The 26,036-nt window shown below is 42.7% G+C and carries 21 protein-coding genes and 1 riboswitch; of the genes, 15 read left to right on the forward strand and 6 right to left on the reverse strand.

All coding sequences use genetic code 11. From position 1 onward, the window contains the following. Positions 1–14: 14 nt before the first annotated feature. The 9 genes from NYE29_RS16785 to NYE29_RS16825 all read left to right on the forward strand — a co-directional run bounded on the left by NYE29_RS16785 (position 15) and on the right by NYE29_RS16825 (position 11,806). Positions 15–1,154 carry a glycosyltransferase family 4 protein gene (locus NYE29_RS16785; protein WP_340896830.1) on the forward strand — a complete coding sequence of 380 codons (1,140 nt, stop codon included), beginning with the start codon at positions 15–17 and terminating at the stop codon, positions 1,152–1,154. A 48-nt stretch (positions 1,155–1,202) separates the two neighbouring features. Further along, the gene (locus tag NYE29_RS16790; protein ID WP_340896831.1) at positions 1,203–2,126 is read left to right on the forward strand and encodes a glycosyltransferase family 2 protein; all 924 of its coding nucleotides are present in this window, start codon (positions 1,203–1,205) and stop codon (positions 2,124–2,126) included. Positions 2,127–2,177: 51 nt separating this feature from the next. Next, positions 2,178–3,629, forward strand: coding sequence for an oligosaccharide flippase family protein (locus tag NYE29_RS16795; protein ID WP_340896832.1), 1,452 nt, complete (start codon positions 2,178–2,180; stop codon positions 3,627–3,629). Beyond that, complete coding sequence (locus NYE29_RS16800) at positions 3,619–4,974, forward strand: UDP-glucose dehydrogenase family protein (RefSeq protein WP_340896833.1); 1,356 nt, start codon at positions 3,619–3,621, stop codon at positions 4,972–4,974. Before NYE29_RS16795 ends, NYE29_RS16800 begins: the two co-directional genes overlap by 11 nt. A gap of 1,369 nt (positions 4,975–6,343) precedes the next feature. Continuing rightward, positions 6,344–7,579, forward strand: a complete 1,236-nt coding sequence (locus NYE29_RS16805) for an O-antigen ligase family protein (protein WP_340896834.1) — start codon at positions 6,344–6,346, stop codon at positions 7,577–7,579. 1,083 nt (positions 7,580–8,662) lie between these two features. Next, a complete protein-coding gene (gene rfbA / locus NYE29_RS16810; RefSeq protein ID WP_340896835.1) occupies positions 8,663–9,541 on the forward strand; it encodes a glucose-1-phosphate thymidylyltransferase RfbA in 879 nt (292 codons plus the stop codon). Positions 9,542–9,561: 20 nt separating this feature from the next. Continuing rightward, a complete protein-coding gene (rfbC, locus tag NYE29_RS16815) occupies positions 9,562–10,122 on the forward strand; it encodes a dTDP-4-dehydrorhamnose 3,5-epimerase (RefSeq protein WP_340896836.1) in 561 nt (186 codons plus the stop codon). 34 nt (positions 10,123–10,156) lie between these two features. Further along, positions 10,157–11,152, forward strand: a complete 996-nt coding sequence (gene rfbB / locus NYE29_RS16820) for a dTDP-glucose 4,6-dehydratase (RefSeq protein WP_340896837.1) — start codon at positions 10,157–10,159, stop codon at positions 11,150–11,152. Between the two features lie 3 nt (positions 11,153–11,155). After that, positions 11,156–11,806: a YdcF family protein gene (locus NYE29_RS16825; protein WP_340896838.1), complete on the forward strand. Its 651-nt coding sequence runs from the start codon at positions 11,156–11,158 to the stop codon at positions 11,804–11,806. Positions 11,807–12,081: 275 nt separating this feature from the next. Here the strand turns inward: NYE29_RS16825 and fliB are convergent, their stop codons facing one another. After that, positions 12,082–13,296 (reverse strand): flagellin lysine-N-methylase, encoded by a 1,215-nt coding sequence (gene fliB, locus NYE29_RS16830; RefSeq protein WP_340896839.1) that lies wholly within the window; start codon positions 13,294–13,296, stop codon positions 12,082–12,084. 277 nt (positions 13,297–13,573) lie between these two features. On the opposite strand from fliB, the gene NYE29_RS16835 reads away from it, so the two are divergent. From NYE29_RS16835 to NYE29_RS16860, 6 genes are all read left to right on the forward strand, one after another. Next, positions 13,574–14,674 (forward strand): hypothetical protein, encoded by a 1,101-nt coding sequence (locus tag NYE29_RS16835; protein WP_340896840.1) that lies wholly within the window; start codon positions 13,574–13,576, stop codon positions 14,672–14,674. Beyond that, positions 14,661–15,698: an acyltransferase family protein gene (locus tag NYE29_RS16840; RefSeq protein ID WP_340896841.1), complete on the forward strand. Its 1,038-nt coding sequence runs from the start codon at positions 14,661–14,663 to the stop codon at positions 15,696–15,698. The genes NYE29_RS16835 and NYE29_RS16840 overlap by 14 nt, the downstream gene beginning before the upstream one ends. Before the next feature lie 171 nt (positions 15,699–15,869). Further along, positions 15,870–16,565, forward strand: a complete 696-nt coding sequence (gene vanR / locus NYE29_RS16845; protein WP_340896842.1) for a VanR-ABDEGLN family response regulator transcription factor — start codon at positions 15,870–15,872, stop codon at positions 16,563–16,565. Further along, entirely contained in the window at positions 16,498–17,694 is a 1,197-nt protein-coding gene (locus tag NYE29_RS16850) for a sensor histidine kinase (RefSeq protein WP_340896843.1), read from the forward strand. Before vanR ends, NYE29_RS16850 begins: the two co-directional genes overlap by 68 nt. Positions 17,695–17,844: 150 nt before the next feature. After that, on the forward strand, positions 17,845–18,735 hold the full coding sequence (locus tag NYE29_RS16855) for an ABC transporter ATP-binding protein (RefSeq protein WP_340896844.1): 891 nt from the start codon (positions 17,845–17,847) through the stop codon (positions 18,733–18,735). After that, positions 18,732–19,988 carry an ABC transporter permease subunit gene (locus tag NYE29_RS16860; RefSeq protein WP_445322173.1) on the forward strand — a complete coding sequence of 419 codons (1,257 nt, stop codon included), beginning with the start codon at positions 18,732–18,734 and terminating at the stop codon, positions 19,986–19,988. Before NYE29_RS16855 ends, NYE29_RS16860 begins: the two co-directional genes overlap by 4 nt. A gap of 66 nt (positions 19,989–20,054) precedes the next feature. Here the strand turns inward: NYE29_RS16860 and hpt are convergent, their stop codons facing one another. The 5 genes from hpt to bglX form a co-directional block, all read right to left on the reverse strand. After that, positions 20,055–20,582 carry a hypoxanthine phosphoribosyltransferase gene (gene hpt / locus NYE29_RS16865; protein WP_038595755.1) on the reverse strand — a complete coding sequence of 176 codons (528 nt, stop codon included), beginning with the start codon at positions 20,580–20,582 and terminating at the stop codon, positions 20,055–20,057. 70 nt (positions 20,583–20,652) lie between these two features. Continuing rightward, the gene (locus NYE29_RS16870) at positions 20,653–22,164 is read right to left on the reverse strand and encodes an IMP dehydrogenase (protein WP_340896846.1); all 1,512 of its coding nucleotides are present in this window, start codon (positions 22,162–22,164) and stop codon (positions 20,653–20,655) included. Between the two features lie 60 nt (positions 22,165–22,224). Further along, the gene (locus tag NYE29_RS16875) at positions 22,225–22,458 is read right to left on the reverse strand and encodes a hypothetical protein (protein WP_340896847.1); all 234 of its coding nucleotides are present in this window, start codon (positions 22,456–22,458) and stop codon (positions 22,225–22,227) included. 137 nt (positions 22,459–22,595) lie between these two features. Next, positions 22,596–22,698: riboswitch (purine riboswitch) on the reverse strand. A 183-nt stretch (positions 22,699–22,881) separates the two neighbouring features. Beyond that, positions 22,882–23,844: a metallophosphoesterase family protein gene (locus tag NYE29_RS16880; protein WP_340896848.1), complete on the reverse strand. Its 963-nt coding sequence runs from the start codon at positions 23,842–23,844 to the stop codon at positions 22,882–22,884. A 26-nt stretch (positions 23,845–23,870) separates the two neighbouring features. Further along, complete coding sequence (gene bglX / locus NYE29_RS16885) at positions 23,871–26,030, reverse strand: beta-glucosidase BglX (protein WP_340896849.1); 2,160 nt, start codon at positions 26,028–26,030, stop codon at positions 23,871–23,873. Positions 26,031–26,036: the final 6 nt, after the last annotated feature.

Consider the following 26,036-nt stretch of genomic DNA (forward strand, 5'->3'; position numbering starts at 1 on the left):
ATTAGAGGTGTGGAATGAAAAGGATTTATGTAGCTACAAAAGCGCGAGGTTTTTTGCTGACGCTTTTCAAAACAGAACATGAAAACCTTGTATTTCAGTATAAAGAAAATCAACTCTATGAAACAAATTCGAAAGCTAAACACATAATAGCAAAATTAGTTAAATCTAAGTTAGCAGATCATCTTGGACTAATTCAAAGATTAAAAGTTAGCGATACTGATAGTACAAATGTTTTTAGTTATAATCGTTTTTTGAAAAGCGATAAGGATTATGTTGTATGTCTTGAAAATCCCTTTGCACTAGTTCACTATTCAATAAATAGAAATAGTACATTATTATCCAAGATGAAATTAAAAAAGTATTTTCAAGATAAACATTTGAAAGCAGTGGTCTGTTTATCTAAGGCTTGTTTGAATACTTTAGATAATGTTTACGAAATTCCGAGCAGTGTCAAAACTACTCAAATATACCCTTTAATCGAGAAAAATCCTTTAACAAGTCTGGAAAATATACAATCAAAATCCCATTCTCGCGATATACAGTGTCTATATATTTCTTCTAAATTCACACTAAAGGGAGGCAAGGATATTCTTGAATGTTTTAAACGACTACAGCAACAAGGAATAAACAATATTAAACTTGTAATTATAACCCAGCTAAATTCGATTGATGAAAAAACGCATAGAGAAATTACGGAAAATAAAAACATACAAGCTTATGATTTTAAGTTCAGTAAAGATGAGTTGAATGAGTTTTATAATGCGTCTTCAATTATGCTGAACCCTAGCAGACAAGACAGTTTTTCACTTGTGGTTCTTGAAGCTATGAAATCCGGGAATGCGATTTTGACCTCTGATTTATATGCTTTGAGTGAGATGGTTGAGCACGATTTTAATGGATATTTAGTTGGCCCCAAGTTTAGATTTTTTAATTATGATAATATGCCTAATGTAGCTGTATGGAATCACAGAAGTGAAACAATTTATTCCGATTATATTGATGCCAACATGGTTGAATTTTTATTTAAGAAATTAACTTATCTTAATTCAAACAGAGAAGAATTGGAACGGCTAGCATTGAACTCATATAATAAAGCAGTGACAGGAGAATTTAGTGAAGAGTACATTAAAAAGAAATGGAGCACGATATTTTAAGAGGCAGCACATATTAGAAAGTACAATTTTTTATGGGTGAGGGAATAAATGATAGGGATTGTAGTGCTAACTTATATTAATTGGGCTGATACCTTGAAGTGTGTTAGAAGTATTTTTGAAAGCGAAAAGAAGTGCAGCTATCATATCTATATTGTTGATAATGCCTCACCCGTTCTTCCGGATGAGGAAATGCTACTCTTTTTTAAAGATGCAAGAATTACATATATCAGAAATGAAGTTAATAGAGGTTATTCAGCGGGAAATAATGTAGGTATTAAGTATGCTATATCTGACGGTTGTCGTGAAATACTAATAGCTAACAATGATATTATATTTAAAGAAGATAGTATATTTAACATGTACAACTATTTGAACCAAAATGAAACGGTGGGAATCGTCGGCCCTAAAGTGTTTAAGCCTGACGGAAGTATTCAAGCAATAAATATGGGAGTTAAAACTGGAGTAAGAGAAAAATATATGTATCTTATGAGAAAGACCGTTTTCGCTCCATTTGTTAAGGATTTTATAAGCAAATTTAATGTATTGGATCAAGACCTGACAAAACCTTTTGAGGTTCATTCTGTTTCTGGATGCTGTTTTATGATGAGTGAGCGCTGCTCACGTGATCTTACTCCGCTGGATGAGGGGACTTTTTTATACGGAGAAGAGCTCATTATTGGTATTGGAATGGAGAAAAAAGGATATAAAACGGTATATTTAACTGAAAGTGAGATAATACATGCTCATGGACAAAGTACTAAGAGTATAAAAGCTTTCTCATATATATGCCTGGTTGAAAGTGAGTTATATTATTTTAAAAAATACATTGGTGCATCTGCAATTCAATTGTTTCCTTTGTATTTTATAAGATTTCTAGAGTTTGTTGCATTTTCTATCAAAAGTGCAGACTTTAGGAAAAATATCAAAAGATATATAAGCGTGTCCACTAAGAGACTCTTTATGAAATACTAGATTTGAGGTGGTTTTAGTTTTGATTACAGTAAATTTGGAGACTTTTGAGAAATGATTAAGCCGACTAGATCTAATAGTGTGATTAATAATGTGATGTATGCTTTTATAGCCCAGGGGTTTTCGTTTCTGTTAAGCCTATTGATGTCTGTTGTTGTTCCCAAAATTTTAGGAATTGAAGAATTTAGCTATTGGCAGCTATTTGTCTTTTATACAACTTATATAGGGTTCTTTCATTTCGGATTAAATGATGGGATATACCTTCGTCTCGGCGGGACAAATTACGAAGAGTTGAATTTTAGATCTGTAGGTTCTCAATTCTGGTTAGCATTTGTTTTCCATTCTTTTTTAGCTTCTCTATTTATTATATATAGTGGATTGTTTGTTGAAGACCCAAACCGGCAATTTGTGTATATCGCCACTGCAATTTGCCTGCCGATATACAATGCTGTTGGTTATATTGGATTTATCTTTCAGGCAGTAAATAAGACAAGGATTTTTTCAATATCTGTTATTATAGATAAGATTATTTTTATTCTCATATTAATTACGATGATTGTATTTAAAAATGAGAGTTTTATTTGGCTGGTCTTTTTGAGTCTATTTGGCAAATTAATTGCGTTATTCTATTGTATATGGAATGGCCGTCGAATGGTGTTTGTTGGAATTAAGGTTACGGAATTGCTAGAGACCTCTAAAGAGATGATGCTGAATGTTTCCGTTGGTATGAATTTAATGTTCTCTAATATAGCAAGTTTACTTATTCTTGGAAGCGGAAGACTGATAGTAGATAGAAAATGGGGGATAGAAGACTTTGGCAAATTCTCATTTGCTCTGACCCTTGCAACTTTCATGCTTTCATTTATTGCTCAAATAAGTATGGTATTATTTCCAATGCTGCGTAGGATAGATGGATCGGGACAGAAAAAGTTTTATTGGATGACACGTGATATTTTAGGGATATTATTAGTTGGTATCCTTTTGTTCTACATGCCATTGAACTATGTTTTAGAATTATGGTTGCCGGAGTATAAAGAAAGTCTTGAGTATCTTGCCTTGTTACTCCCCTTGTGCTGTTACGAAGGAAAGATGAGTCTGCTCTGCAGTACCTATTTTAAGGTCCTTCGCAAAGAAAAAGTACTGCTGAAAATCAATTTATATTCACTGGCATTAAGTGTAACGTTAAGTTTAATTTCAGGTTATCTCATCAATAATATTTATGCTGTTATTCTTTCTATGGTTGTTGCTGTTGCTTTTAGAAGCATTATTTCCGAACTCTACTTGTCAAAAATGTTAGAGGGCTCTATCTTGAAAGATATATTAAAGGAGTCAGTACTAGTAGCAATATTCATCTTATGTACTTGGTTTATTAACCCTGTAATTGGATTTGCGGTCTATTTACTTTCCTACATAGTGTATCTTCTTTTATCAAAAGAGAAGTTGGTCACTACGATTCGTTCAGTAAAAGATTATAGACAAAGGGGGAAAATGACGCATGACAACTAGTACAAGCTTAAATTCAACGAATTTTATTGAAAAGCCGCTTAAAATTGCTGTAGCTGGCACTGGTTACGTGGGCTTAGTTACAGGAGTATGCATGGCTCATACTGGTCACAATGTGACTTGTGTTGATGTTGATGAAAATAAAATTAATATGATGAGGGACGGGATAAGTCCTATTTACGAGCAGGACTTGGAACATTTAATGGCTTTAAACAAAGATAGACTTATTTATACCATGGATTATGAATCAGCATATAGAGATGCCGACGTTATCTTTATTGGAGTAGGAACACCGGAAAAGACAGATGGTTCGGCTAATTTATCGTATGTGTTTAATGTTGCAAAGCAAATTGCAGCTTCAGTCAATAAGGAATGTGTAGTTGTAGTAAAATCCACAGTGCCCATAGGTACTAACGACAAAGTTGAAAATTATATAAATCAAGAGCTTGTAAATGATGTGAACGTACATGTTGCGAGCAATCCTGAATTCTTAGCTCAAGGATCTGCAATAAGAGATACCCTGCATACTTCTAGAATAGTTCTTGGAGTTGAGAGTGAATACGCTAAGGAAGTGTTATTAGAAGCATATAATGGATTCAGCAATGTACCTATTCTTATAACTAATCGCCGATCTGCAGAAATGATAAAATATGCATCTAATGATTTTTTAGCGCTGAAAATTTCTTACATTAACGAAATCGCAAATCTCTGTGAAATAGTAGGGGCAGATATAGAATCTGTAACCAAGGGTATGGGGTATGATGAGAGAATAGGAAATAAATTTTTAAATGCTGGTATTGGATATGGTGGTTCGTGTTTTCCTAAAGATACAAAGGCGTTGCATTGGTTGGCGAATTTTCATGACTATGAATTGAAAACAATAAAGGCTGCTATTGAAGTAAATGAACAACAAAAGTTCAAGCTAATTAAAAAAGCCCGCAAATACTATGAAAATATGGATGGACTAACTGTTGCGGTGCTTGGCCTAACATTTAAACCGGGAACTGATGATCTAAGAGAAGCTCCTTCATTAGTTAATGTTCCTATGCTAATCGAAGATGGAGCAAGAGTTAAGGCCTGGGATCCAGTGGGGGTATCAAACTTCAAGAAATTAATGGAACAAAACAAAGTGTCTGGAATTGATTATTTTGAAACTATAGAAGAGACCTTATCCGAAGCAGATATCTGTTTTATATTTACGGAATGGCCTGAAATAAAAGCATTAGAAAAGGAGAAATTTATTCAGAATATGAAATGTCCGATTATTTTGGATGGACGAAATTGTTATAAAAAAGAAGCAATGACAGGGACTACCTATGAATCCATCGGAAGATCTGTTACGTATTAAATGTATTTAGATAAATTCAAATCATAAGTTTGAGTTATTCTTTAATAGAAATTGAATAAGTTAACTGGTTCGTTGCTATTCGGCGGGGCTAATAGATTGTGATTTTATATGGAGGGGTGGGCATGATAAGCTGATTAGCAAAGCGAAGTCCTTATTTCGCGACTTACGCGAGTACTCATGCCCGTAGAGGCTCCATTTCAAATCGCTCTATCATCCTATCAAACGTGCATCCAACCACTTAATAGAGCGAAGAAGTCGTTTAACTATAGTCAGTCTAAGATGTACTGTTTTAATAATTAGGGACAAATGATAGTAAATAGTCTATTTTCTTGAATTTAATTATGGCGTGTCTGAAACTAGATATATTTTCAAAAGCGAGACCATAGCGTAATTTTACAAGGACGAAATCACGAGGGGGCCCTGTAAAAAAATGCTAAGACGCCGCGAAATCAAGGGGCCAGGACTGGGAATGGATAAAAGAACTATTGATCCTCAAAATATAAGAGAAGGTAAAGCCTCGAATTCCAATCAGGCGATGCTTAATGGACTGCTTTGGAAAGTCAAAACAGGGTGCTCCTTAGCGTGATTTTCCTGAACGATTTGGTCCTTGGATTGGAGTAAAGACGATATATTTCAAAAGGTGTTTCTGTTCTTGTCCAGCAATGCGGAGTTGCAGAAAATAGCACCTCTTATAAAGTTCATCAGCACGCAGCGGGGGTGAAAAGGGGGCGAAAACGCCGAATTCATCTAAGAAATCGGACTTTCCTGAGGTGGTCGCAACACCAAAATCTACGGTATTGTAGACGCGCTCTGTAATCCGATTTGCCTCTTTTTAACGCCTTTAAATATTCATGATAGTACCGTACTGTCCCACTTCCTATCTGGCGTAACGTTATCTCGGAACGCTATTTTAGCCGATAAAGCCTACGGAGCGTGAACATTCGAACGAATTTTGAATCCCAAAACACAACGTTCTGTACCCCGCCCAAGTCTAATACGACAGGTCTTTGGACATGTGATTTTTACCATTATAAAGAACGCCATGTTATGATATGTTTTTCTAACAAAATCAAACAAATACGTGGAAAGCAATACGCTATGATAAGCCTTTCTGGAATTTTTTGAGTTTTTCCTTTCTGGCTTCTGTAATATTTTGTTGAAGTAGCTCCATTTTGAAGAGTTTTCAGACACGCCCAAATTTATTATTCACCAGTTATAATTTGCAGTTGTTAGTGTTCCATAGTGGACAAAAGGGACTTATGTTAATCATGGTTAAAACAGGCGGAATCAAGAGTATTGCTTACCTTTAATTTAATATTCAGTAGTTTTTCCGTGAATCTGGAGAATACAAAAGTCTAAACTTAATATTTTGGCTATTTTCACACCATGGAAGAAGGCGGTTACTATCAAAAAGGCATTAATATTATTAGTATTAACTTATGTGTCTGGTGGGTTTACACTTGAACGTATAGGTCTTTCATCAGGCTTTCAGATTAGGTATGTTATGTTAGCCGCAACTATGTTCTTGATTTTAATGAATGAGATAAGGAGAGAGAAGACGAGTACACACAGAAATTATACTACAAGTTTCTTTTTAGTGTCGACGTATGCTTACTTTATCATATTGATGATGACTGCTTTATACACAGCAAATATACCTTTATTTTTTGAAAAAATGATTGACGTAGTATTTTTATTTAGTTTGTTGATTACTACAACATACATGCTTAAGTTTTTTTCATTTGACGAAATTATCGGCGTGATAACAACAGTTTTTATCGTTGTTGGTCTTATATATATAATACCGATTTTTCAATCTGTCTTATCCGGTTCACTACGTGGCACCAATAGTATTGGCGGTCCAAATGTTGTCACGCGTGTACTGTTTTTTTCTGCCGCATCTGCTTGGTATAAATTCCATGCTTCAAAAAAGCTGAAAATGCTCTTACTATGCTTCGCCTTTTTAGCAGGAATTGTACTAGTCGGGTCTCGTGGAGGTATACTAGGTGCATTCGTGGTGTCTGTAGTTTTTCTGGCTTTTAGGGGAGTATATAGGCCGAAAAAGAAGCAATTTAGTCTATCTTTAAAAAAGATACTCTATTACCTGATACCAGTTGCAGCGATCTTCTACATGTGGGATTATCTTGAACGTGTGTTCATTAATCGAATAGTAAATTTACTAATCAATCAAGTATATTATGCGGGGAGAGACCTACTTTACGTTTACGCTGAAGATATGATACGTGAGCGTCCATTCTTTGGTTTTGGACTTAACGGTTATACTATTGCTACTGGTGAGGTATACCCGCACAACACTTTGTTAGAGATGATGGTTGAGACGGGAGTTGTAGGTGCAGTTTACTTTGTGTTTACATGTATCATTACTCTTTTAATATTGCGCCGATATCGTAATTCGGATAATTTAATTATTGCTATTTTACCCTTATATATGCAGATTGTTCAGATGTTTTCAGGGGATTTGTACGACTTTAGGTATTTCTTCCTTTTTTCAGTGACCTGTCTATACTACATGCAACCCTTGGAGAAAAAAATGAAGAATAAAGTGAATAATTCGCATAAACTAAAATTAACTCCTCCCCTTTAGATAGGGTTTAATCTCAAAATTAGAGTGCATGACTGCTATTCTAACATCCGATAAGGATTAAATTTAATAAGTGTAGGGACTTTCAAGAGGCTATTATTTCATGAAATATGACGGTGCTTTAATGCGATTATGTCGACCTTCTAACGCTTGCGTTGGCCCATCAACTTTGAGGATAGTTTACGATTTTCTCTGTCCAATTGCGCATCGAGCTAAAGGTGCCCTTGACAGCGGGATTATCAACTCTTTCACCTTACTCACTTCACCGCTCAATCCTAGTTTCACAGCGGAAAATTTAGGTGAGCAGTTATGCAAGGTCGTGAATGTTTCTTTCCATTCCTTCACACTACGATGAAGCGAAGAGTATTTCAGCCTCTCTTTGTTCTCATCGTCCAGCGCATTTACAGGCTGGTTCGGCAAGCAATGCTTAGTTTTAAGATGTGCATTCGCAAGCAGTGACAGTTTCTGCTTAGTGTTCTTTCGAACCTCGTACACGTTTTCGATCACGTAACCGTGAACATATAATTGATTTGCAACGTGAACCGCATTCGGAAAAATTGCGCTGATTCAGGTGCGATACGCGGAAGCTAAATCCCTAACTACCGCCTTCGGGGTATGTAAAAGGAAACGTGGTGTTCTTTGGCATACGCCTGCAGCTTTCGGTTAGGTAACAAATCTAGCATGATTTTGCCATCGGATTTATGGATTTTAGTGTGTGAACCAACAATATCTTAGACAAAATAAAAAACTTAAGAGCTTGCTGTAGCGCTGCTTAGGTGTGATGAATTCTATGTTAAACCAGTAAGGTTTTGGTGGGGTTATTTTGTCAAGCACTATCTTTTTTTAGAAAAATAATTATGGTTCGTTGCTATTCGGGGTGGGCAAATATATTGCGATTTCATATGGAGAGTCGGGCACGATAAGCTGGTTAGGAACGCAAAGCTTATGCTTTGCGGCTTACGCGAGTACTCGTGCCGTAGAGGCTCCGTGACAAATCACTCTATCATTCTATCAAACGTGCATCCAACCACTCAATAAAGCGAGAGCCATAATTCCCAATAAGTATTATTTGAATTGGAGGTTCAAATGAAAGGAATAATTTTAGCCGGAGGCAGCGGAACGCGCCTCTATCCATTAACCATGGTTACAAGTAAACAACTACTACCAATTTACGATAAACCTATGATCTACTACCCATTATCCACTTTGATGTTGGCCGGAATTAACGAGATCTTGATCATTTCCACTCCTGAGGATACGCCAAGGTTTGAAAACCTCTTAGGAGATGGGTCTCAATTCGGTATTTCCCTACAATATATTGTTCAACCCAGTCCTGATGGTTTGGCTCAGGCTTTTATTTTGGGGGAGTCATTCATTGGTGATGATTCTGTGGCTATGATTCTTGGCGATAACATTTACTATGGAAATGGTATTCGGAAAATGTTAAAAAGAGCTTCTGATAAAGAACATGGTGCGACTGTATTTGGCTATCATGTGCAAGATCCGGAGCGTTTTGGCGTGGTCGAGTTTAATGATGAAGGTAAAGTGCTTAGTGTGGAAGAGAAGCCGGCCCAGCCTAAATCAAATTACGCTATCACTGGATTATATTTCTATGATAATCGGGTAGTAGAGATTGCCAAGAATGTGGAGCCTTCTTCAAGGGGCGAACTTGAGATAACTTCAATTAATGAGGCATACCTTAAACTTGGTGAGTTAGACGTAGAGTTGCTGGGTCGTGGCTTTACCTGGCTAGATACTGGAACTCATCAGAGCCTTGTCGATGCGACTAATTTTGTGAGAACGATTGAAGACCACCAAGGGATTAAGATCGCAGCACTAGAAGAGATAGCCTATATCAACGGCTGGATTAATAAGGAGCACTTATTGGAATGCGGCCAAAAACTAAGTAAGACAGGTTACGGTCAGTATTTAATTAAAGTGGCAACAGGTAAAATCCAATATTAAGTAGTGAAGGTGTGGAAGACATGAAGTTAACAGAAACAGTGCTGCCTGGTGTATTTATCGTTGAACCTGCGGTATTCGGAGACCATCGTGGATGGTTCATGGAAACATTTAGTGATGCAAAGTTCAAAGAACAAGGAATTGATATAACTTTCGTTCAGGATAACCAGTCTTATTCTGCTGTTAAAGGGACACTTAGAGGGCTTCATTATCAATTGGATCCTAAAGCGCAAACGAAGCTTGTTCGGTGCACAAGTGGAGTTATATTCGATGTTGCTGTGGATATTAGAAAGGGCAGTCCTACTTACAGTAAGTGGTTCGGCATAGAGCTTAGCGCTGAGAACAAGAAACAGCTATTGATTCCGAAGGGATTTGCACATGGGTTCATGACTCTTACTGAGGATGTGGAAGTGCAGTATAAATGTGATGAGCTTTACGCACCAGAATGTGATGGAGGAATCCTTTGGAATGATCCTGCCATTGGTGTTGAATGGCCTATACATGTGGCACCGGTTTTATCCGGCAAAGATGAGCAGGCTCCATTATTAGCGGATGCACATTTTAATTTTGTGTATGAAGGCTAATCTTGTTATCTAATAAAAATTCGAGGTGCATTCAATGAGCAAGAAAAAATTGCTGATTACTGGTGGTGCCGGTTTTATCGGTGGCAACTTTGTACAATACATGGTTGATAAATACTCGGATTACGGTGTTATTAATCTGGATTTGTTAACCTATGCCGGCGATTTGACGAAGCACACACTAATTGAGAATAAAGAGAATTATCGTTTTGTACAAGCAGATATTGCTGACCGTGAAGCGGTAATGAATCTTTTTGAAGAAGAGAAGTTTGATTTTGTGGTTCACTTTGCAGCAGAAAGCCATGTTGACCGTTCGATTACAGATCCGGCAATATTTGTTCGTACGAATGTGATGGGGACACAAGTGCTGCTGGATGCTTCCAGAAAGATAGGGCTTGAAAAATTCGTTCATGTCTCTACGGACGAAGTATATGGAGAACTGGACTTTGACCCGACTGTGTTCTTTACGGAAGAAACTCCCCTGCAGCCAAATAGCCCATACAGTGCAAGTAAAGCATCTTCGGATCTATTGGTACGGGCGTATTATGAAACGTATGGCTTACCGATGAACATTACTCGATGCTCTAACAACTATGGTCCTTACCATTTCCCGGAGAAGCTGATTCCGCTGACCATCTCTAAAGTTCTGAACGAACAGAAGGTTCCCGTCTATGGCGATGGTAAAAACATCAGGGATTGGCTGCATGTGTGGGATCACTGTACTGCTATTGATCTCGTTTTGCACAAAGGTATTGGTGGTGAAGTGTATAACGTTGGTGGTCATAATGAGCGCACGAATCTGGAAGTGGTCAATACCATTATCCAGACTTTAGGGAAGTCCGAGGATTTGATTGAATTTGTTGCAGACCGTCTAGGTCATGATAAACGTTACGCTATCGATCCTACGAAGCTTGAGACACTAGGCTGGAAGCCAACCTACACCTTTGAAACAGGAATTGCGCAAACCATTCAGTGGTACACCGAGAACGCGGAGTGGTGGGAACAAATTCTTAGCGGCGAGTATCGGAAGTAGCTTATGGGCAACTTAATTGTAAGTAAAAAAACAGGCAAGCGAAGAAAGAAAATTCTCTTTCTGTCCTTGCCTGTTCTGTTAATTGTGGTGTTCTTCTTCGGTGGTGGCCGCTTTCTCCTTTATAATCAAGCCCCCAAACAAGCAGATGTTATCATCGTGCTTAGCGGTGGGGCAGGAAGGGGTGAAAAGGGAGCAGAGTTGTATAAGGAAGGTTACGCACCGTATCTTCTCTTGTCTAACTCCAAAGAATATGCAAGTTCATCCGGCGACATGCTTCAGACCGCTCTTGCCTTAGGAATTTCTCAAGATGATATCTTGCTCGAACATGCAGCCCAAAGCACCTACCAGAACGCCGAGTTGACTCTTCCAATCATGAAGCAGAATGGTTTCTCATCAGCCATAGTCGTTTCCTCTGACTTTCACATGCGGCGGGTAAAGTTGCTTTTCGATCATATCTATAAGAATTCCGGCATTGAGCTTACCTATATAAGCTCTGATTCGGGTTATAACGCTAACACATGGTGGAGTGACCGTTATAGCCGGGAGACCACCTTCAACGAATACACGAAAATGATGGGCAATGCCTTTGGCTACAACGGCTCCGAAGCCAAAAGTGCTCTAAATCAGATTAAGCGTTGGTTCAGACAAAACTAGTAATATTCTCTTTCTCTCGCTCCCACCAACCGACAAACAAATTAGGTATCCCGGTCTATAATTAGGGTTAATCTATTTTTCGGTAGGAGAGCAGGCCCTTGCCTAATTATTATTTCAAGGAAGTATGGACACCTTTGAGTTGGATACAGATTCGGTTTTTTCGTGATGATGTAGATCGGTTGTGGGTAAAATTTGGATTAAAGCCGCGGAAGCTTATGAGTAAGCGGGGGAGTGAAACGGAGGCCAGTTAGGCCTCTGTTTTCTTTTTGATTCTGTTATTTGATCAATAACGACATTCCCCCAAGGGAGTAATATCCTTGTTCTTGTATATCATTCAGGATGGCGGTGAGGAATTTGTCGGAGAACTTGTAGTTTTTGGTGTAGGACTGGATTAGCTTGACCACCATCTCTTCATTCAACTCTTGTCTGTGTGCGGCCATTCCGATCAGGTGCAGACGAATGTAGGAGTAATCGATAGCGAGCTTCGCAAAGAAGTCGAAGAGGTTGACGCCTGCATGGATATCGCTAACGAAATTCTGGTACACGTGGTTAATGACATAGTTCTCCAAGATAAAGGCCTTGTGCTGGATGAAGGGTTCATAGATTTCTTCGCGTGCACTGCGGTACGTATGTAATGATTCACTTAGGCTGCTTCCGTTTCTCTGCATGCCTTTAAGATATTCATTCATACATTCGTTGTAGCGGGCATTCCATAGGAACTTACTCAGATGAGCCATCAGGGTATTGTTCAGAACCTGGAATTGGATCTGAATATCCGAAGGAAAGATGTCATAGTTTCGAAGTTCCTCGTTAGTGATTAACTCTCCTCTGAACTCCTCCAAGAAAGTCATTACTTGTTCAAATGCACCTGAATGAAACAGCTTAGCGGAATTGTCCAGAAGAACCCCTATAATAATTAACCGGTGCTGCAGTGAGAATTGACGGTCTCTCAAGATTTCAAGGATAAGCTCCCTTAAGCCTAAAATGCATTGTTTTTTCTTGCTGGTGGAGCTGTTTGGTTTATTAATCCGAAGATTCGGTGTCTGCAGTTCATGGGATCTAGTAAAATTCATAGCGTCTTCAGAGAGAAGCACCAGGCGGGCGATTTCCGGACAGGACAAGAGAGCCGATACTTCGATCTCATCGCCATCATTTAGAACCCGGGGATAGGTTGAACAGGTTTGTGACAAGTACGTCTCTCCAACCTTGGCTTGAATCGAACAGAGACCGCCCTTGAGCATGGAACAGTTGCCGGTATGTTGGTTCATTTTGAAAGATGCATAGGACTTGCTGTTCTTTGAGTTACGAATCATATTGTTGTTGATCTCTTCGCGGAGAGGCTTGTCAGGAAGCCGCTTGTATTTATCATAGGTGGATTGGTCTATAGTAATTTCCCATAAAGAGCAGCAGGTATCTTCGCAAGCAGCCCCCGTGCATCGGAATTCACGCATATATGTAGGAGTCAGATACTCCTTTTGCATAAGTTGCATTGATAAGTCCCCCTTGTGTCTTCCATATAAGTAATTGTACCTCTTATTATATCGGGAAGAAGGAGATGAATCTTTACTGAAATCAGGAAACAACCCTCTTAGAATAACTTCAGTAGGGTATTACTTTCTGAGGATGGATTTAGTAATCAGGACCCGATTGCACAATGACGCAAATTACGTAGTGCAATCTTACACTTTTGAGGGGTGGAGAAAAATGAGATGCAATTTATACTCTATATACAATGAACATTAAACAAACGGGAGGAAAGTGAGGGGAATGAAGGAATATGACTATTCATTGGATGCTATTAAGGGAATTAGCTGTATTTTGATGATTGTGGCACATATTCCGCTTTATTTTAATGGTAATGAGCGGGTGTTTCAGATTATTGCCGGTTTGGCCCCTGTACTTTTCTTTGCTGTCTCGGGGGTGACGACCACCTTGCAGGTTCGAAGGAAAAGCTTCAGGTCGCTGCTTAGCTTCTACGTGTTGTTCGCTGTCATCGGTTTCTCCTATAATCTCATGTGGAAACCGGAGGTTCAGGCGTTTTCGGTAATGGATGTTCCCCAGATCATTGCACTCGGAGTGCTGAGTGTATACCTCATAGAGAAATATTTGAAACCTCCACTCTATTTGTATCTCCTTTTGGCGTTGCTTGTTTTTTTGGTGCATTTTTTCATTGGCAGTCTATTGCCGGACTTCCCGCTCAAATCCATACTGTTCACAGAAACTGTTGGGTTTACCTATTTCCCATGGATGTTTGCGTTTGTGGCCGGGATCTTCGCCTATCGGTGCAGCAACCGGGTGAACCTTATTGGAGCTCTTGTAGCCGGGGCACTGCTTGTGATATCCAGTTACGGTGGAGTGCGTGAAGCGGATTTCATCAAATACAATATGTCTGTGAACTATCTTCTGCTGTCTTTGTTTGTATTGTTCGGGGTCTTTTATCTTTTCAGAAGGAAAAAAAGCTATGCTCCCAGTAATCTGATGCTCTATTTCGGTAAGCATTCATTTCTATTTCTATTTACCCATCTGATCTTGATCTTGGCCTTTGACCGGCTTGGGCTGGGCCGCCTGTATATTGTGTGGATATGGTGTCTGGCACTGGTCTGCACTTATGTGGCGATCAGAGTCCTGCTGTGGCTGGGCCGCTTCATCGAGCCGTATATGGGGTATCCGGCGGTTTGGGTTCTTATCGTCATTAGTGTGGTTGCGATTCCGCTGGTGATTTCTAATCGGGATTTAATCATTCTTGCGGAAGCTTCGCTTGGCATTCTCTTTTCGCTGAATTACAAGAAACTTTCCAGTCTAATGCCTGCGAGCCCCTCTTCCCGCCAGCTGCCGGCGCTTCAGGAGGTTATCCATGACAAAGCTTAATTATAAGCTGATCAGCACGTACCGCACCCAACTCATGGGACTGGCAATCCTGTGGGTGGTGCTGTATCATTCGACGATTAATGCATCCTCCGTGCCGGTTCTCGGCACCTTGCAAGCCTATGGGTACGGTGGAGTCGATATCTTCCTGCTGGTTTCGGGTTTGGGGTTATATTATGCCTATCGCGGCAATGTCAGCATGGTTACCTTTTACAAAAGACGGCTGCAGCGGATTCTGCCAACGTATCTTCCGGTGGTGCTGTTATTTTGTCTTCTGTATTGGGGGATCGGTGAGATGTCCTTTACAGAGGTCCTTCTGAATCTGACGACGCTTAGCTTTTGGCTCGGGCTGGACAGCCGGTTTGACTGGTACGTCCCTGCACTATTGGTGTTGTATTTGCTTACGCCACTGTTTATGTATTTTTTCAGGGAGCGGAATAAGGTGATTACCGTTGCTGTGGCCAGCCTTCTTGGAATACTGCTCAGCGTAGTTCTATCTGGAACTTCGTTCTCCTATTTGCTGATTTTTACGATAAGAATTCCGATATTCTGTGTAGGCGTGTTTGTTGGATACCTTATCGATCAAAAACGGGCAATCTCGCGGCTGAGTCTGATCATGCATCTTGCAGTGTTTGTCTCAGGTATATTGTTGCTGGTAGTTAGCCAGAAATATCTGCAGGACTATGTATGGAGTTATGGACTGTGGTGGTATCCTTTTATTCTGATTACACTGCCTTTATGCATCTTGGCGGCGGGAGTACTGCACTGGATGGCAGAGCGCAAATGGACCCGTTATCCCTTCCTCTCATTCTGCGGCACGCATAGCCTGGAGATTTATCTGCTTCATGAAAGAATGCTCAAGATGTTGACGGATCTCCGGCGAAACCTGAACCTGCAGGTGAACGACCTTGTTCTGAATGCGATTTGTATTCTCATTACGTTGGGATTGGCCTTACTATTGAAAAAAGCAGTTGCCGGGTTCAGCGCCAGAGTGAAGTCCGGTACAATACCAGTAACTACTTCGTGATTGCGTTTAAAATCTAAGGCTGTCGAGAAAGTTTCGACAGCCTTCTTTATGTGGAGAATTCAGCTAACCTTAGGATTATCTTAAGAATTAAACAAGAAAAAAACAACATAAGCCCTTTCCGTTTTCTGGTACAATAAGTATATTTCATGCAGTAAAGGAAGGGATCACATAGTGGCTGAAAATATTCTGGTGGTGGATGATGAGCAGGCCATCACTGATCTGATCGAAATCTACTTAAGAAATGAAAATTTCAATGTTCATAAATTTTATAATGGACAGGATGCCCTCAAGTATATTGAGAATGAACATGTGGATTTAGCAATTCTGGATGTTATGCTCCCGGATATTAACGGTTTTACCATCTGCCAGAGCATTCGGGAAAATCACAATTTTCCTATAATAATGCTTACGGCTAAGGATGAAGAAACAGACCAGATTACTGGTCTTACGATGGGGGCAGACGATTATATTACCAAACCGTTTCGTCCGCTAGAGATGGTCGCGCGGGTAAAGGCGCAATTGCGCAGATATAAGAAATACAAGTCCATGCCAGTGCCTGATGAAACGGTCATAGCCTATTCCGGCCTGGTTCTGGATGTGAACACCCATGAGTGCTGGCTGAACGAAAAACAGTTATCTCTTACACCTACAGAATTTTCAATCTTACGGGTCCTTTGTGAGAATAAAGGCAAAGTCATCAGCTCGGAACAATTATTTCGCGTGATTTGGGGCGATGAATATTACAATAAAAATAATAATACCATCACTGTTCATATCAGGCATTTGCGCGAGAAAATGAATGATTCGGTGGATAATCCGAAATGGATCCGAACGATATGGGGGGTGGGGTATAAAATTGAAAAGTAAAACCCATATTCAGATGAACTATGCAAAGTTAAGGATGAAAGTATTCATTCGAATGCTGATTTTGATAATTCTTGCTATCATCGCAGTGGATATTCTATATTTACTGGTTCGAGGACGACTGGGTGAGGGAGGCGTTCTGTTATTACAACATGTTTTTGGTTACGAATATAGTGATGCCCTTTCGATTTACGAAAGTACTTTCCGTGATCATTGGGAAATCATAATGCTGATAGCGATATCGGCCTTTTTTCTTATTTTTTTCTATTTTTCTTTATCCTGGTTTACAAAATATTTTAATGAAGTCAATGAAGGAATGGATGCCCTAATTAAGGATGAAGCAGATATTACGCTATCACCGGAGATGTCTTCAATGGAGCAGAAACTGATTTTTGTGAAGCAAACCCTCAAAAAACGTGAACTGGAGGTACAGGTGGCAGAGCAGAACAAAAGAGATTTGGTCATGTATCTGGCTCATGATATAAAAACGCCGCTTACTTCCGTCATTGGATATTTGAGTTTACTTAACGAAGCTTCCGATATGCCGAAGGAGCAACAAGAGAAATATATGAAAATCACTTTGGATAAGGCGTATCATTTGGAGCGCCTTATCCATGATTTTTTTGAAGTCGAAAGGTATAACCAGCAAACGCTCCAGCTTAACAAACAGAATGTTGACATCTCTTATATGCTGATACAAATGCCGGATGAATTTTATCCCTCGCTCACGACTGCCGGAAAAAAGATGGTTATTGACGCCGAAGAAACGATAACCGTTTATGGTGATGCAGATAAGCTGGCGCGGGTTTTTAATAACATTTTGAAAAATGCCGTTGCATACAGTGACGATAACAGCACGATTGAGGTGGCGGCAAAAGCCCATGAGGGTAGGGCCAACATTACCTTTACGAACACCGGGCAAACCATACCGCCTGATAAGCAAAACAGTATCTTTGATAAGTTCTACCGATTGGATGATGCCCGTTCAACGAATACGGGAGGTGCAGGCTTGGGCCTGGCCATTGCCAAAGAAATAATAATGCGGCATGAAGGGCAGATCGGGATGCAGAGTGAAAATGGGAAAACCGTATTTAGCGTAAAGATACCGCTCACTTCACATGGAGGTCGCTAAATGCATTCTTAGGATTTTCTTAATAAATTTACGTTTAGTTATTAAAGTTCAGTCTGCTTGCTGACGGTACAATAAATACCGGGTAAGCAGACTTTTGTCTGTAATGGAAAGGGCATGAGACGTTTCTAATTGAGTAAGGGAGGTTGGACTATGGAATTAATGCTGGACAGACTTACCAAACAATATGGGCGCAAAACAGCGGTCGATCAAATGACGATTAAGATGAAACCAGGAGTGTATGGTCTGCTGGGAGCGAACGGGGCAGGGAAAACTACACTTATGAGGATGGTCTGCGGAGTGCTGAATCCTACCTCGGGCGATGTTCTTTTGGATGGTAAAAGTGCAGGGGAATTGGGTGAGGATTACCGTAATCTTCTAGGGTATCTTCCCCAGGATTTTGGATATTATCCGGATTTCACCGCAGAGCAATTTATGCTCTATGTCGCGGCATTGAAGGGGATTTCACCTCAGAAGGCCATTATTCGCACAAGGGAGCTTTTGGGGTTAGTTGGCTTATCCGAAGTCTCAACCAGAAAAATCCGAACGTTTTCCGGGGGGATGAAGCAAAGACTGGGAATTTCGCAAGCTGTTTTGAACGACCCTCAAATTTTGGTGCTGGATGAACCTACTGCCGGACTTGACCCGAAAGAGCGTGTACATTTCCGCAATTTAATTGCGAACTTTTCCAAAGACAAGATAGTCATTCTTTCTACTCATATTGTATCTGATATAGAATATATTTCCGACACTGTTCTAATGATCAAAGACGGTAAGCTGATCATCAATAGCCCAGCCGGCAACATTGCGAACGAAATGGACGGTAAAGTGTGGAAATGTGTGGTTACGAAGGAGTATGCCAATACAATCAGCAATTCATTGTGTGTGGCAAATCTGCACCACGGTGATGATGATACGGTCATCCTTCGTGTGCTTAGTGATGAAATCCCGATGGACGGTGCAATGAATGAGGTGCCTACGCTTGAAGATTTGTACTTGTACTATTTCCGGAACGACATTGCCGAATATAGGGGGAGCCGATGAATAGTTTATTCAAATATGAGTTAATGAAAATCGCCAAAAAGAGAATGAACATAGTGGTCGTTCTGGTCAGCTTGTTCTTAACCCTGCTGTTCTTTATCATGCCTTTCCAGAATTATATTTCACTAGAGCGTGATGGCAGTCAGGTGAATGGTGCTGCTGCAATACAGCTTGAGAAAGAGTATGCCAAAGAGCTTGAAGGAACGCTTACGGAAGAACGGGTTGCACAAGATATTAAAGAGTATCAGACATTGTTCTCCAATCCGGAGAATGTGGTGAAAGACGGAGATAAGGTTAACTTGACGGATGAGAATTATGCCCGTTATGTATTACCGCATTACTCTTATTTGAAAATAATTGATGAAGCTTTTTTGAAGCCTCAGGTCACTGATAACGGACTAACGGTTCTTAGAGATATGCGCTTGGAGGATACAGCGGGATTTTATCAGGCGCGCGCGGACAAAGTGAAGAGTTACTTAGATATTGACTATTCTGACTGGAAATATTCGAATCAAGAAAAGCAATTCTGGAACACTAAAAACAGCCAGATTGAAACGCCTTATGAATATGGCTACCACGCTGGATGGAGAAGTTTGTTCCAGTGTTTTGAATTGTTGATTGTTTCTATTATTGCAATTTGCATTTGTATTGCTCCAGTATTTGCAGGAGAATATCAATCGGGAGCTGACAGCGTTATTCTATCTACCCGATACGGGAAATCGAAATTAATAAAGGCGAAAATATCAGCGGCCTTTCTTTTTGCACTGCTTGTGTTTTTAATAAATGTTCTGCTGGCAGTAGGCATTCAACTATACGCGTTTGGATTCGAGGGCTGGGATCTTCCATTACAGATTTTAAATGTTACCATTCCTTATAATCTATCTTTGTTGGAAGCGGCTATGGTATGTATTTTGATCTTATTATTGGTTTCGATGGGTATGGTCGCCGTAACACTTCTACTGTCCGCAAAAATGAAAACAGCTTTTGCAGTGCTTGTTGTAGATGTGCTGGTCATATTACTCCCTGTCTTTTTGGGGCTTAGCGGGACCAATGGCATACTGAATCATATTCTGATGCTGTTTCCGTACATGGCTGTACAGCCTGTATTTCCTGCGGAGTACACTTCGTATTTTTCTTATCCATTTCCCGGCTTGACCGTAGATATTATCGCTATGAGGATTGTTGTTTATGTTGTTATAAGCGCGGTATGCATCCCCTTTGTCGGACGTGCATTTAAGCGTCACCAGGTCCAATAAAGCCTTATGAATTCATTACAGCAAAAAGAGCCGGCACTTAACAAGTTCCGGCTCTTTTTGCTGCCCCTATTCGCCCGTCTGCACAATCCAAACCTCCGGCAGGTTCCGGAATTGTTCGGCATAGTCCAATCCGTAACCGACGACGAATTCATCGGGGATTTCGATGCCGCAGTAGTCGATGGGGATGTCGGCAAGGCGGCGGGAGGGCTTGCTGAGGATGGTGCAGATGCGGACGCTAGCGGCCTCACGGAGAGCAAAGAGCTGCTTGAGATGCTGCAGGGTCAGGCCGGTGTCGATCATGTCCTCGACAAGGAGGACATGTTTGCCGCGGATGTCGGTGTCGATGTCTTTTTTGACGGTGATGACGCCGCTTGAGGTGGAGCTGGCGCCATAGCTGGATACGGACATGTAATCCATGCCGATGGGGAGGGTGATCTCGCGCATCAGGTCAGCCATAAATACGGCTGCTCCCTTAAGGATGCCGATGAGCACCAGCTCCTTGCCTTCGTAATCCCGTGATATGTCTGCTCCAAGCTCCTGGACTCTTTGCTGCAGCTCTGTTTTGGTGACCAGAACCTTTTGTAATGACGTCATTGTGTGGGCTCCTTATGAATCAGAATGATCCCGCCGCAGCAACCTTTCTGTGTTTACAGGCTGCTAATGATCAGGATGTTCTGTCTTTTTCCTTTAGCATAACATCATGTGCCCCCCCTTCGTAAATAGTTGTGGAGGAGACGAGGGTGATTTTGGCATGCTGCTGCAGCCCCGGAATGGTTAAAGCGCCGCAGTTGCACATGGTCGATTTGATTTTGCTGATGCTGAGATCCAGGTTGTCTTTGAGTCTGCCGGCATAAGGGATGAAGGAATCGACACCTTCCTCGAATTCGAGTTTGCTTTCTTTATCGGCGTTGCCGAAGTCGTATCTTTGCCAGTTGCGGGCCCGGCTGGAGCCTTCACCCCAATATTCTTTGACAAAGTTCCCGCCGACCAGCAACTTGCGGCCTGGACTTTCATCGAATCTGGCGAAATAGCGGCCCAGCATCACGAAGTCTGCACCCATGGCTAAGGCAAGGACGATATGGTAATCGTGGACGATGCCGCCGTCGGAGCAGATCGGGACATAAATTCCGGTCTGTTCGTAGTATTCCTGGCGGGCCGCGGCCACTTCAATGACGGAGGAGGCTTGCCCTCTGCCGATGCCTTTTTGTTCCCGGGTGATGCAGATAGAGCCGCCGCCGATGCCGACTTTGATGAAGTCCGCCCCTGCTTCAACGAGGTAGAGGAATCCCTCTTTATCCACGACATTCCCGGCACCTACCTTTACCGATTCCCCAAAAGTATCCTTAATATAATGGATGGTCTCTGCCTGCCACTCCGAATAACCGTCGGAGGAATCGATGCAGAGCACATCCGCTCCCGCTTCGACCAGCGCCGGAACCCGCTCCTTGTAATCCCGGGAGTTGATGCCGGCACCGACGATGAGCTGTTTATTGCTGTCATGCAGCTCCAGCGGATATTCCTGATGGCTGTCGTAGTCCTTGCGGAAGACCAGGTAGACGAGATGGCCGCTGCTGTTCACGATCGGAAGACAGTTCAGCTTATGGTCCCAGATCATATCATTGGCTTCGGTTAAAGTGATGCCTTCTGCGGCGTAGATTAAAGCGGAGAGAGGAGTCATGAATTCCGTAATCGGGCATTCCGGCGGCAGGCGGTTCTCGCGGTAATCACGGCTGGTGACAATGCCCATCAGCTTGCCGGTTGGCTCCCCGTTGTCCGTGATGGCGATGGTGGAGTGGCCACTGCGCGCTTTTAGGGCCAGTACATCCTGCAGGGTATCCTCCGGGCGCAGATTGGAGTCGCTGAGGACAAAGCCTGCCTTGAATTTCTTGACTCTGCGCACCATATCAACCTGCTGTTCTATAGACTGGGAGCCATAGATGAAGGAGATCCCTCCGCTTTTGGCCAGAGCGATAGCCATGTTGTGGTCGGAAACGGCCTGCATCACGGCGGAGGTTACCGGAAGGTTCATCGTAAGCGCCGGCGCTTCACCCTTGCGGAATTTCGTTACAGGGGTTCTAAGATCGACATTACCCGGGATACAATCCTTGGTGGTCAGGTTCGGAACAAGCAGAAACTCGCTGAATGTTCTTGAAGGCTGTTCATAATAAAAAGCCATACGATCTTCACTCCCTTAAATAAGCTATTTATATAAGTTGAAATCAGCTTCTATAGCACTTTATACCTTGGACAGCACCCGTACCGGTATGCCATAGTCTGCTTCCAGCGCCTTGTAGTGTTCGCCTTTTGCCAGATTATCAGTGATTTCACTAATCAGCTCGGGATCAATATAGGTGCCCCGTTCTCCGAAAGGGTACAGCTTGAAATCATAGGCGGTATCCTTGTTTTTATAAATCCTCACATTCTTGGCCTTGCTGATGGACTCGCTTAACCGTGCATAGGATGCGCTCATCGCCTTCACTCCCTTTAATCTGAATAAGTCCTTAACATGAATATCAAAAAACCCCGGATGACAAGAGGCACATGCAAGACAAACGTCACCATAGGAGAGTGCATAATAATTATGCGGTTCTCAGCTTTGGTTCCCTTCGGTCTTGCGTTGCCTCTTGTAGCCTGGGGCAATTTACGGTTGCCTGTAGATACGCTCAATCCAAATTATCGAGCTTATACAAGAGAGATGTAATGTTAACATTGTGTGAGGAATTATAACTTGAATTATTTTGTTATATGCTAACATTGCCGTTATGGTGTGTCAATCATTGATTTGGTGTTATGTAAATGAAAAAAGAACGAGACCGCCGCCAATCATGCGGGGAAGTCTCGTTCCAAGAGCGGGTGGACTGATTATTAGAGCCGGACTTTCCAGGTTGGAAGATTAATGTACCGTTACGTTATCCGGCTCATGAACGGGCTGTTCCAATACGGTAGAGCCGTCTTCAAGACGGAGCCAAGTATCAAAATTCTTTTCGCCCAGGGTTAGTTTTATCACGCGGGCACCCCGCTTAAAGCCTTCTTTTCCATAAGTATTGTAGCCTGAGGCCCGCCCGTAACAGAGGCGTATGCCATGCAGGCTGCCAACAAAGTCGTTGATATGGTCATGTCCGCAAAAGGTGCCGAGCACATCGCCCATCTCCAGCAAAGTCGCAAATAATCCGGAATTAACAGGAGCAGAACAGACGCGCTCGAATCGGTGTCCATGGCAGATCCGGGTAGACCATACCTCCTGGTACTCGGGAACCGGGATATGAAAGAATGCAAGTGCAGGCAGCTTATCCTCATGTGCTTGCGGATTCAGCCGTGCCGATTCAGCTGTCAGCCAGTTAAGCTGATTCCGCTGGATCCAATTGTAGCCTGGTACCTGCTCAAGACCGGAATAGCTGCCGGAGTCCAGAAAATAAAGAACTGCAGCGGAGCTGCCATTAGGCCCCTCAATTTCAAGTGTATAATTGCCTGTACCGGCAAGCTCCGCAGGTCCGGCCTCAGCCAGCGTGTGAGGATGCTCCAAGGCTACCTGCATCAGTTCATCACGGGAAATGCGGGTTTCTGTATCATGGTTGCCAAATACAAAGGCCCAGGGAATGCCGGTTTGTTCAACAGCAGCGACAGCCTCCCGGAAAGCTTCCTGAGGGTTCTCACATTCCTTTTCTTCCGCTGGAACGGGACCCGTGTAAATTAAATCCCCCGTAAAAACGATAAGATCAGGCTGCTCCGCTTCTATAATACGCTCCATGAGTTTACGGGTACGCTGATCCTCGGCTCTTCCATCCATCCAATGTAGATCGGTAAATTGCACTATTTTAAAGGTTCCGTCGTTCTGGAATGATAAATGGCGTTTCATTTGGAAATTCCCCTCTCTGGCCAAAATCAGTCGATATGGATACGCCGGGTGAAATGATCTCCTGAGTTTCGGCCGATCATAATATCAAATTCACCAGGCTCGAAGACAAGCTGATCGTCCTTGCCATAGAACATTAACATGTCTCTGGTGATTTCGAAGGAAACCACCTGCTTCTCATGCGCTGCCAATGAAAGCTGCCGGAAACCCTTAAGCTCTTTGACCGGACGCACAACACTGGCACTGACATCGTGAATATAGAGCTGAACGGTTTCTTTGCCGTCGATGTCCGAGGTATTCTCTACCTCAATAGAGGCTACAAGCTTGTCAGCGGCTTCAACCTTGAAGCTGCTGTAAGCAAAATCAGAATAGCTCAGGCCATAGCCGAAGCAGAAGAGCGGGTCATTGGGGCAGTCTAAATACCGGGTTACATAACGTACTTGCGGATACATGGGATCATAGGGACGTCCTGTTGAATAAGCATTGTAATAAACCGGAATCTGGCCCACAGTGTAGGGGAAGCTCATGGATAAACGCCCGGATGGATTGTAGTCCCCGAACAGTACATCTGCCAGTGAGTTCCCTGACTCCGAGCCGAGGAACCAGGCTTGGAGCAAAGCATCGCTGGCATCCAGCACAGGCTTCAGCTCCAGTGGCCGGCCGCTGAATACAATGGTCACTATCTTTTTGCCGGTGTCCTTCAGGCGCCAGATCAGCTTCTCCTGATTAGGAGACAGGCGCAGGTTGGTTTTGCTGCCGCCTTCTCCGGTATCCTGCTGGTTCTCGCCCACTGCAGCAAGGATCACATCGCAATCCTTCAAGCGGTGAAACGCTTCTTCTATCCCGTCCTCTACATCAAATACACCCTCCAGCATACTCCCCAGCTCGCCGGTCATTGCCGTAAGGATATCCCCGGCTGAGGTTTTCCGGGAAAGTCCTGTGTAGAGCGAGACCGCCGGATCCTTTTCCGTTCCGGCCCAGCCGCCCAGCACATGTATGGAAGTGGCGAAAGGACCGGCAAGCCCGATTTTCATCCCCCGCTTGAGCGGCAAAGCTTCATTCTCATTTTTTAGCAGCACGACCGAGCTTGCGCCAAGCTCGCGTGCGGTCTGCAGATGCTCCGCATTAGGTTCGGCTGCCTCATCCACTTGCGGATCCGCATCCTTAAACGGATTTTCAAACAAGCCCAGTGCGTCCTTAAGCTCCAGTACCCGGATAACCGCTTCGTCGATCAAAGCGACATCAAGCCGGCCTTGTTCAATCAGGTCTGCGGCATGATGGAGATAGTGGGTGGACATCATCTCAATATCAAGACCGGCAGCCAGACTTTTCTCTGCGGCTTCGCGGCCATCCACTGCAGCCCCGTGGGGGATCAGCTCATTGACGGAATTGAAGTCAGCGATGGTAACACCATTGAATCCCCATTCTTCCCGCAGAATCCCGCGCAGAAGCTGTTCATTTCCGGTAGCCGGAATACGGTCTACCGTATTGAATGCGGCCATTACCATAGCTACACCGGCATCGACCGCGGCCTTGTAGGCAGGCAGATAGAATTCACGCAATACACCGGAGGACATATCGACCGTATTGTATTCCCGGCCGCCTTCAGGCGCGCCATAGCCGGCGAAATGCTTGACACAGGCGGCTATGCGTCCTTTTTCCTTCAGATCTTTGCCCTGATAGCCGCGCACCATGCTTTCGGTGACGCGGGCATTCAGATAAGGGTCCTCGCCGGATGTTTCCATGACACGGCCCCAGCGCGGATCGCGGACGAGATCGGTCATCGGCGAGAAAGTGACATGAATCCCGGCAGCTGCGCTTTCTTTGGCAGCGAGCTCGGCAAAGCGTTCACAGGCTTCCAGATCGAAGCTGCAGCCCAGCGCCAGAGGAATGGGCAGAATGGTCCGGTAGCCGTGGATGACATCCGCCATAAAGAGCAGCGGAATCTTCTGGCGGCTTTTTTGCATATGGCGGGTCTGCATTTCGATGGCATTCCGGGCTCCAACGCCGTTCAGAACGCTTCCGATATTCTCAATGGCATGTGGCTTAATTTTGAGCTCCTTGAACGGACCCGTCAAATCAACGGTATCGTCCAGGCCCCAATAGTAAGGACCAAGCTGGGTTAATTGGGCCAGTTTTTCGTCCAGTGTCATTTCATTCACAAGCTCTTGGATAAACGGTTTAGTCATGGCAGA

The sequence above is a fragment of the Paenibacillus sp. FSL M7-1046 genome (assembly GCF_038007405.1).
GTDB lineage: Bacteria > Bacillota > Bacilli > Paenibacillales > Paenibacillaceae > Paenibacillus_AQ.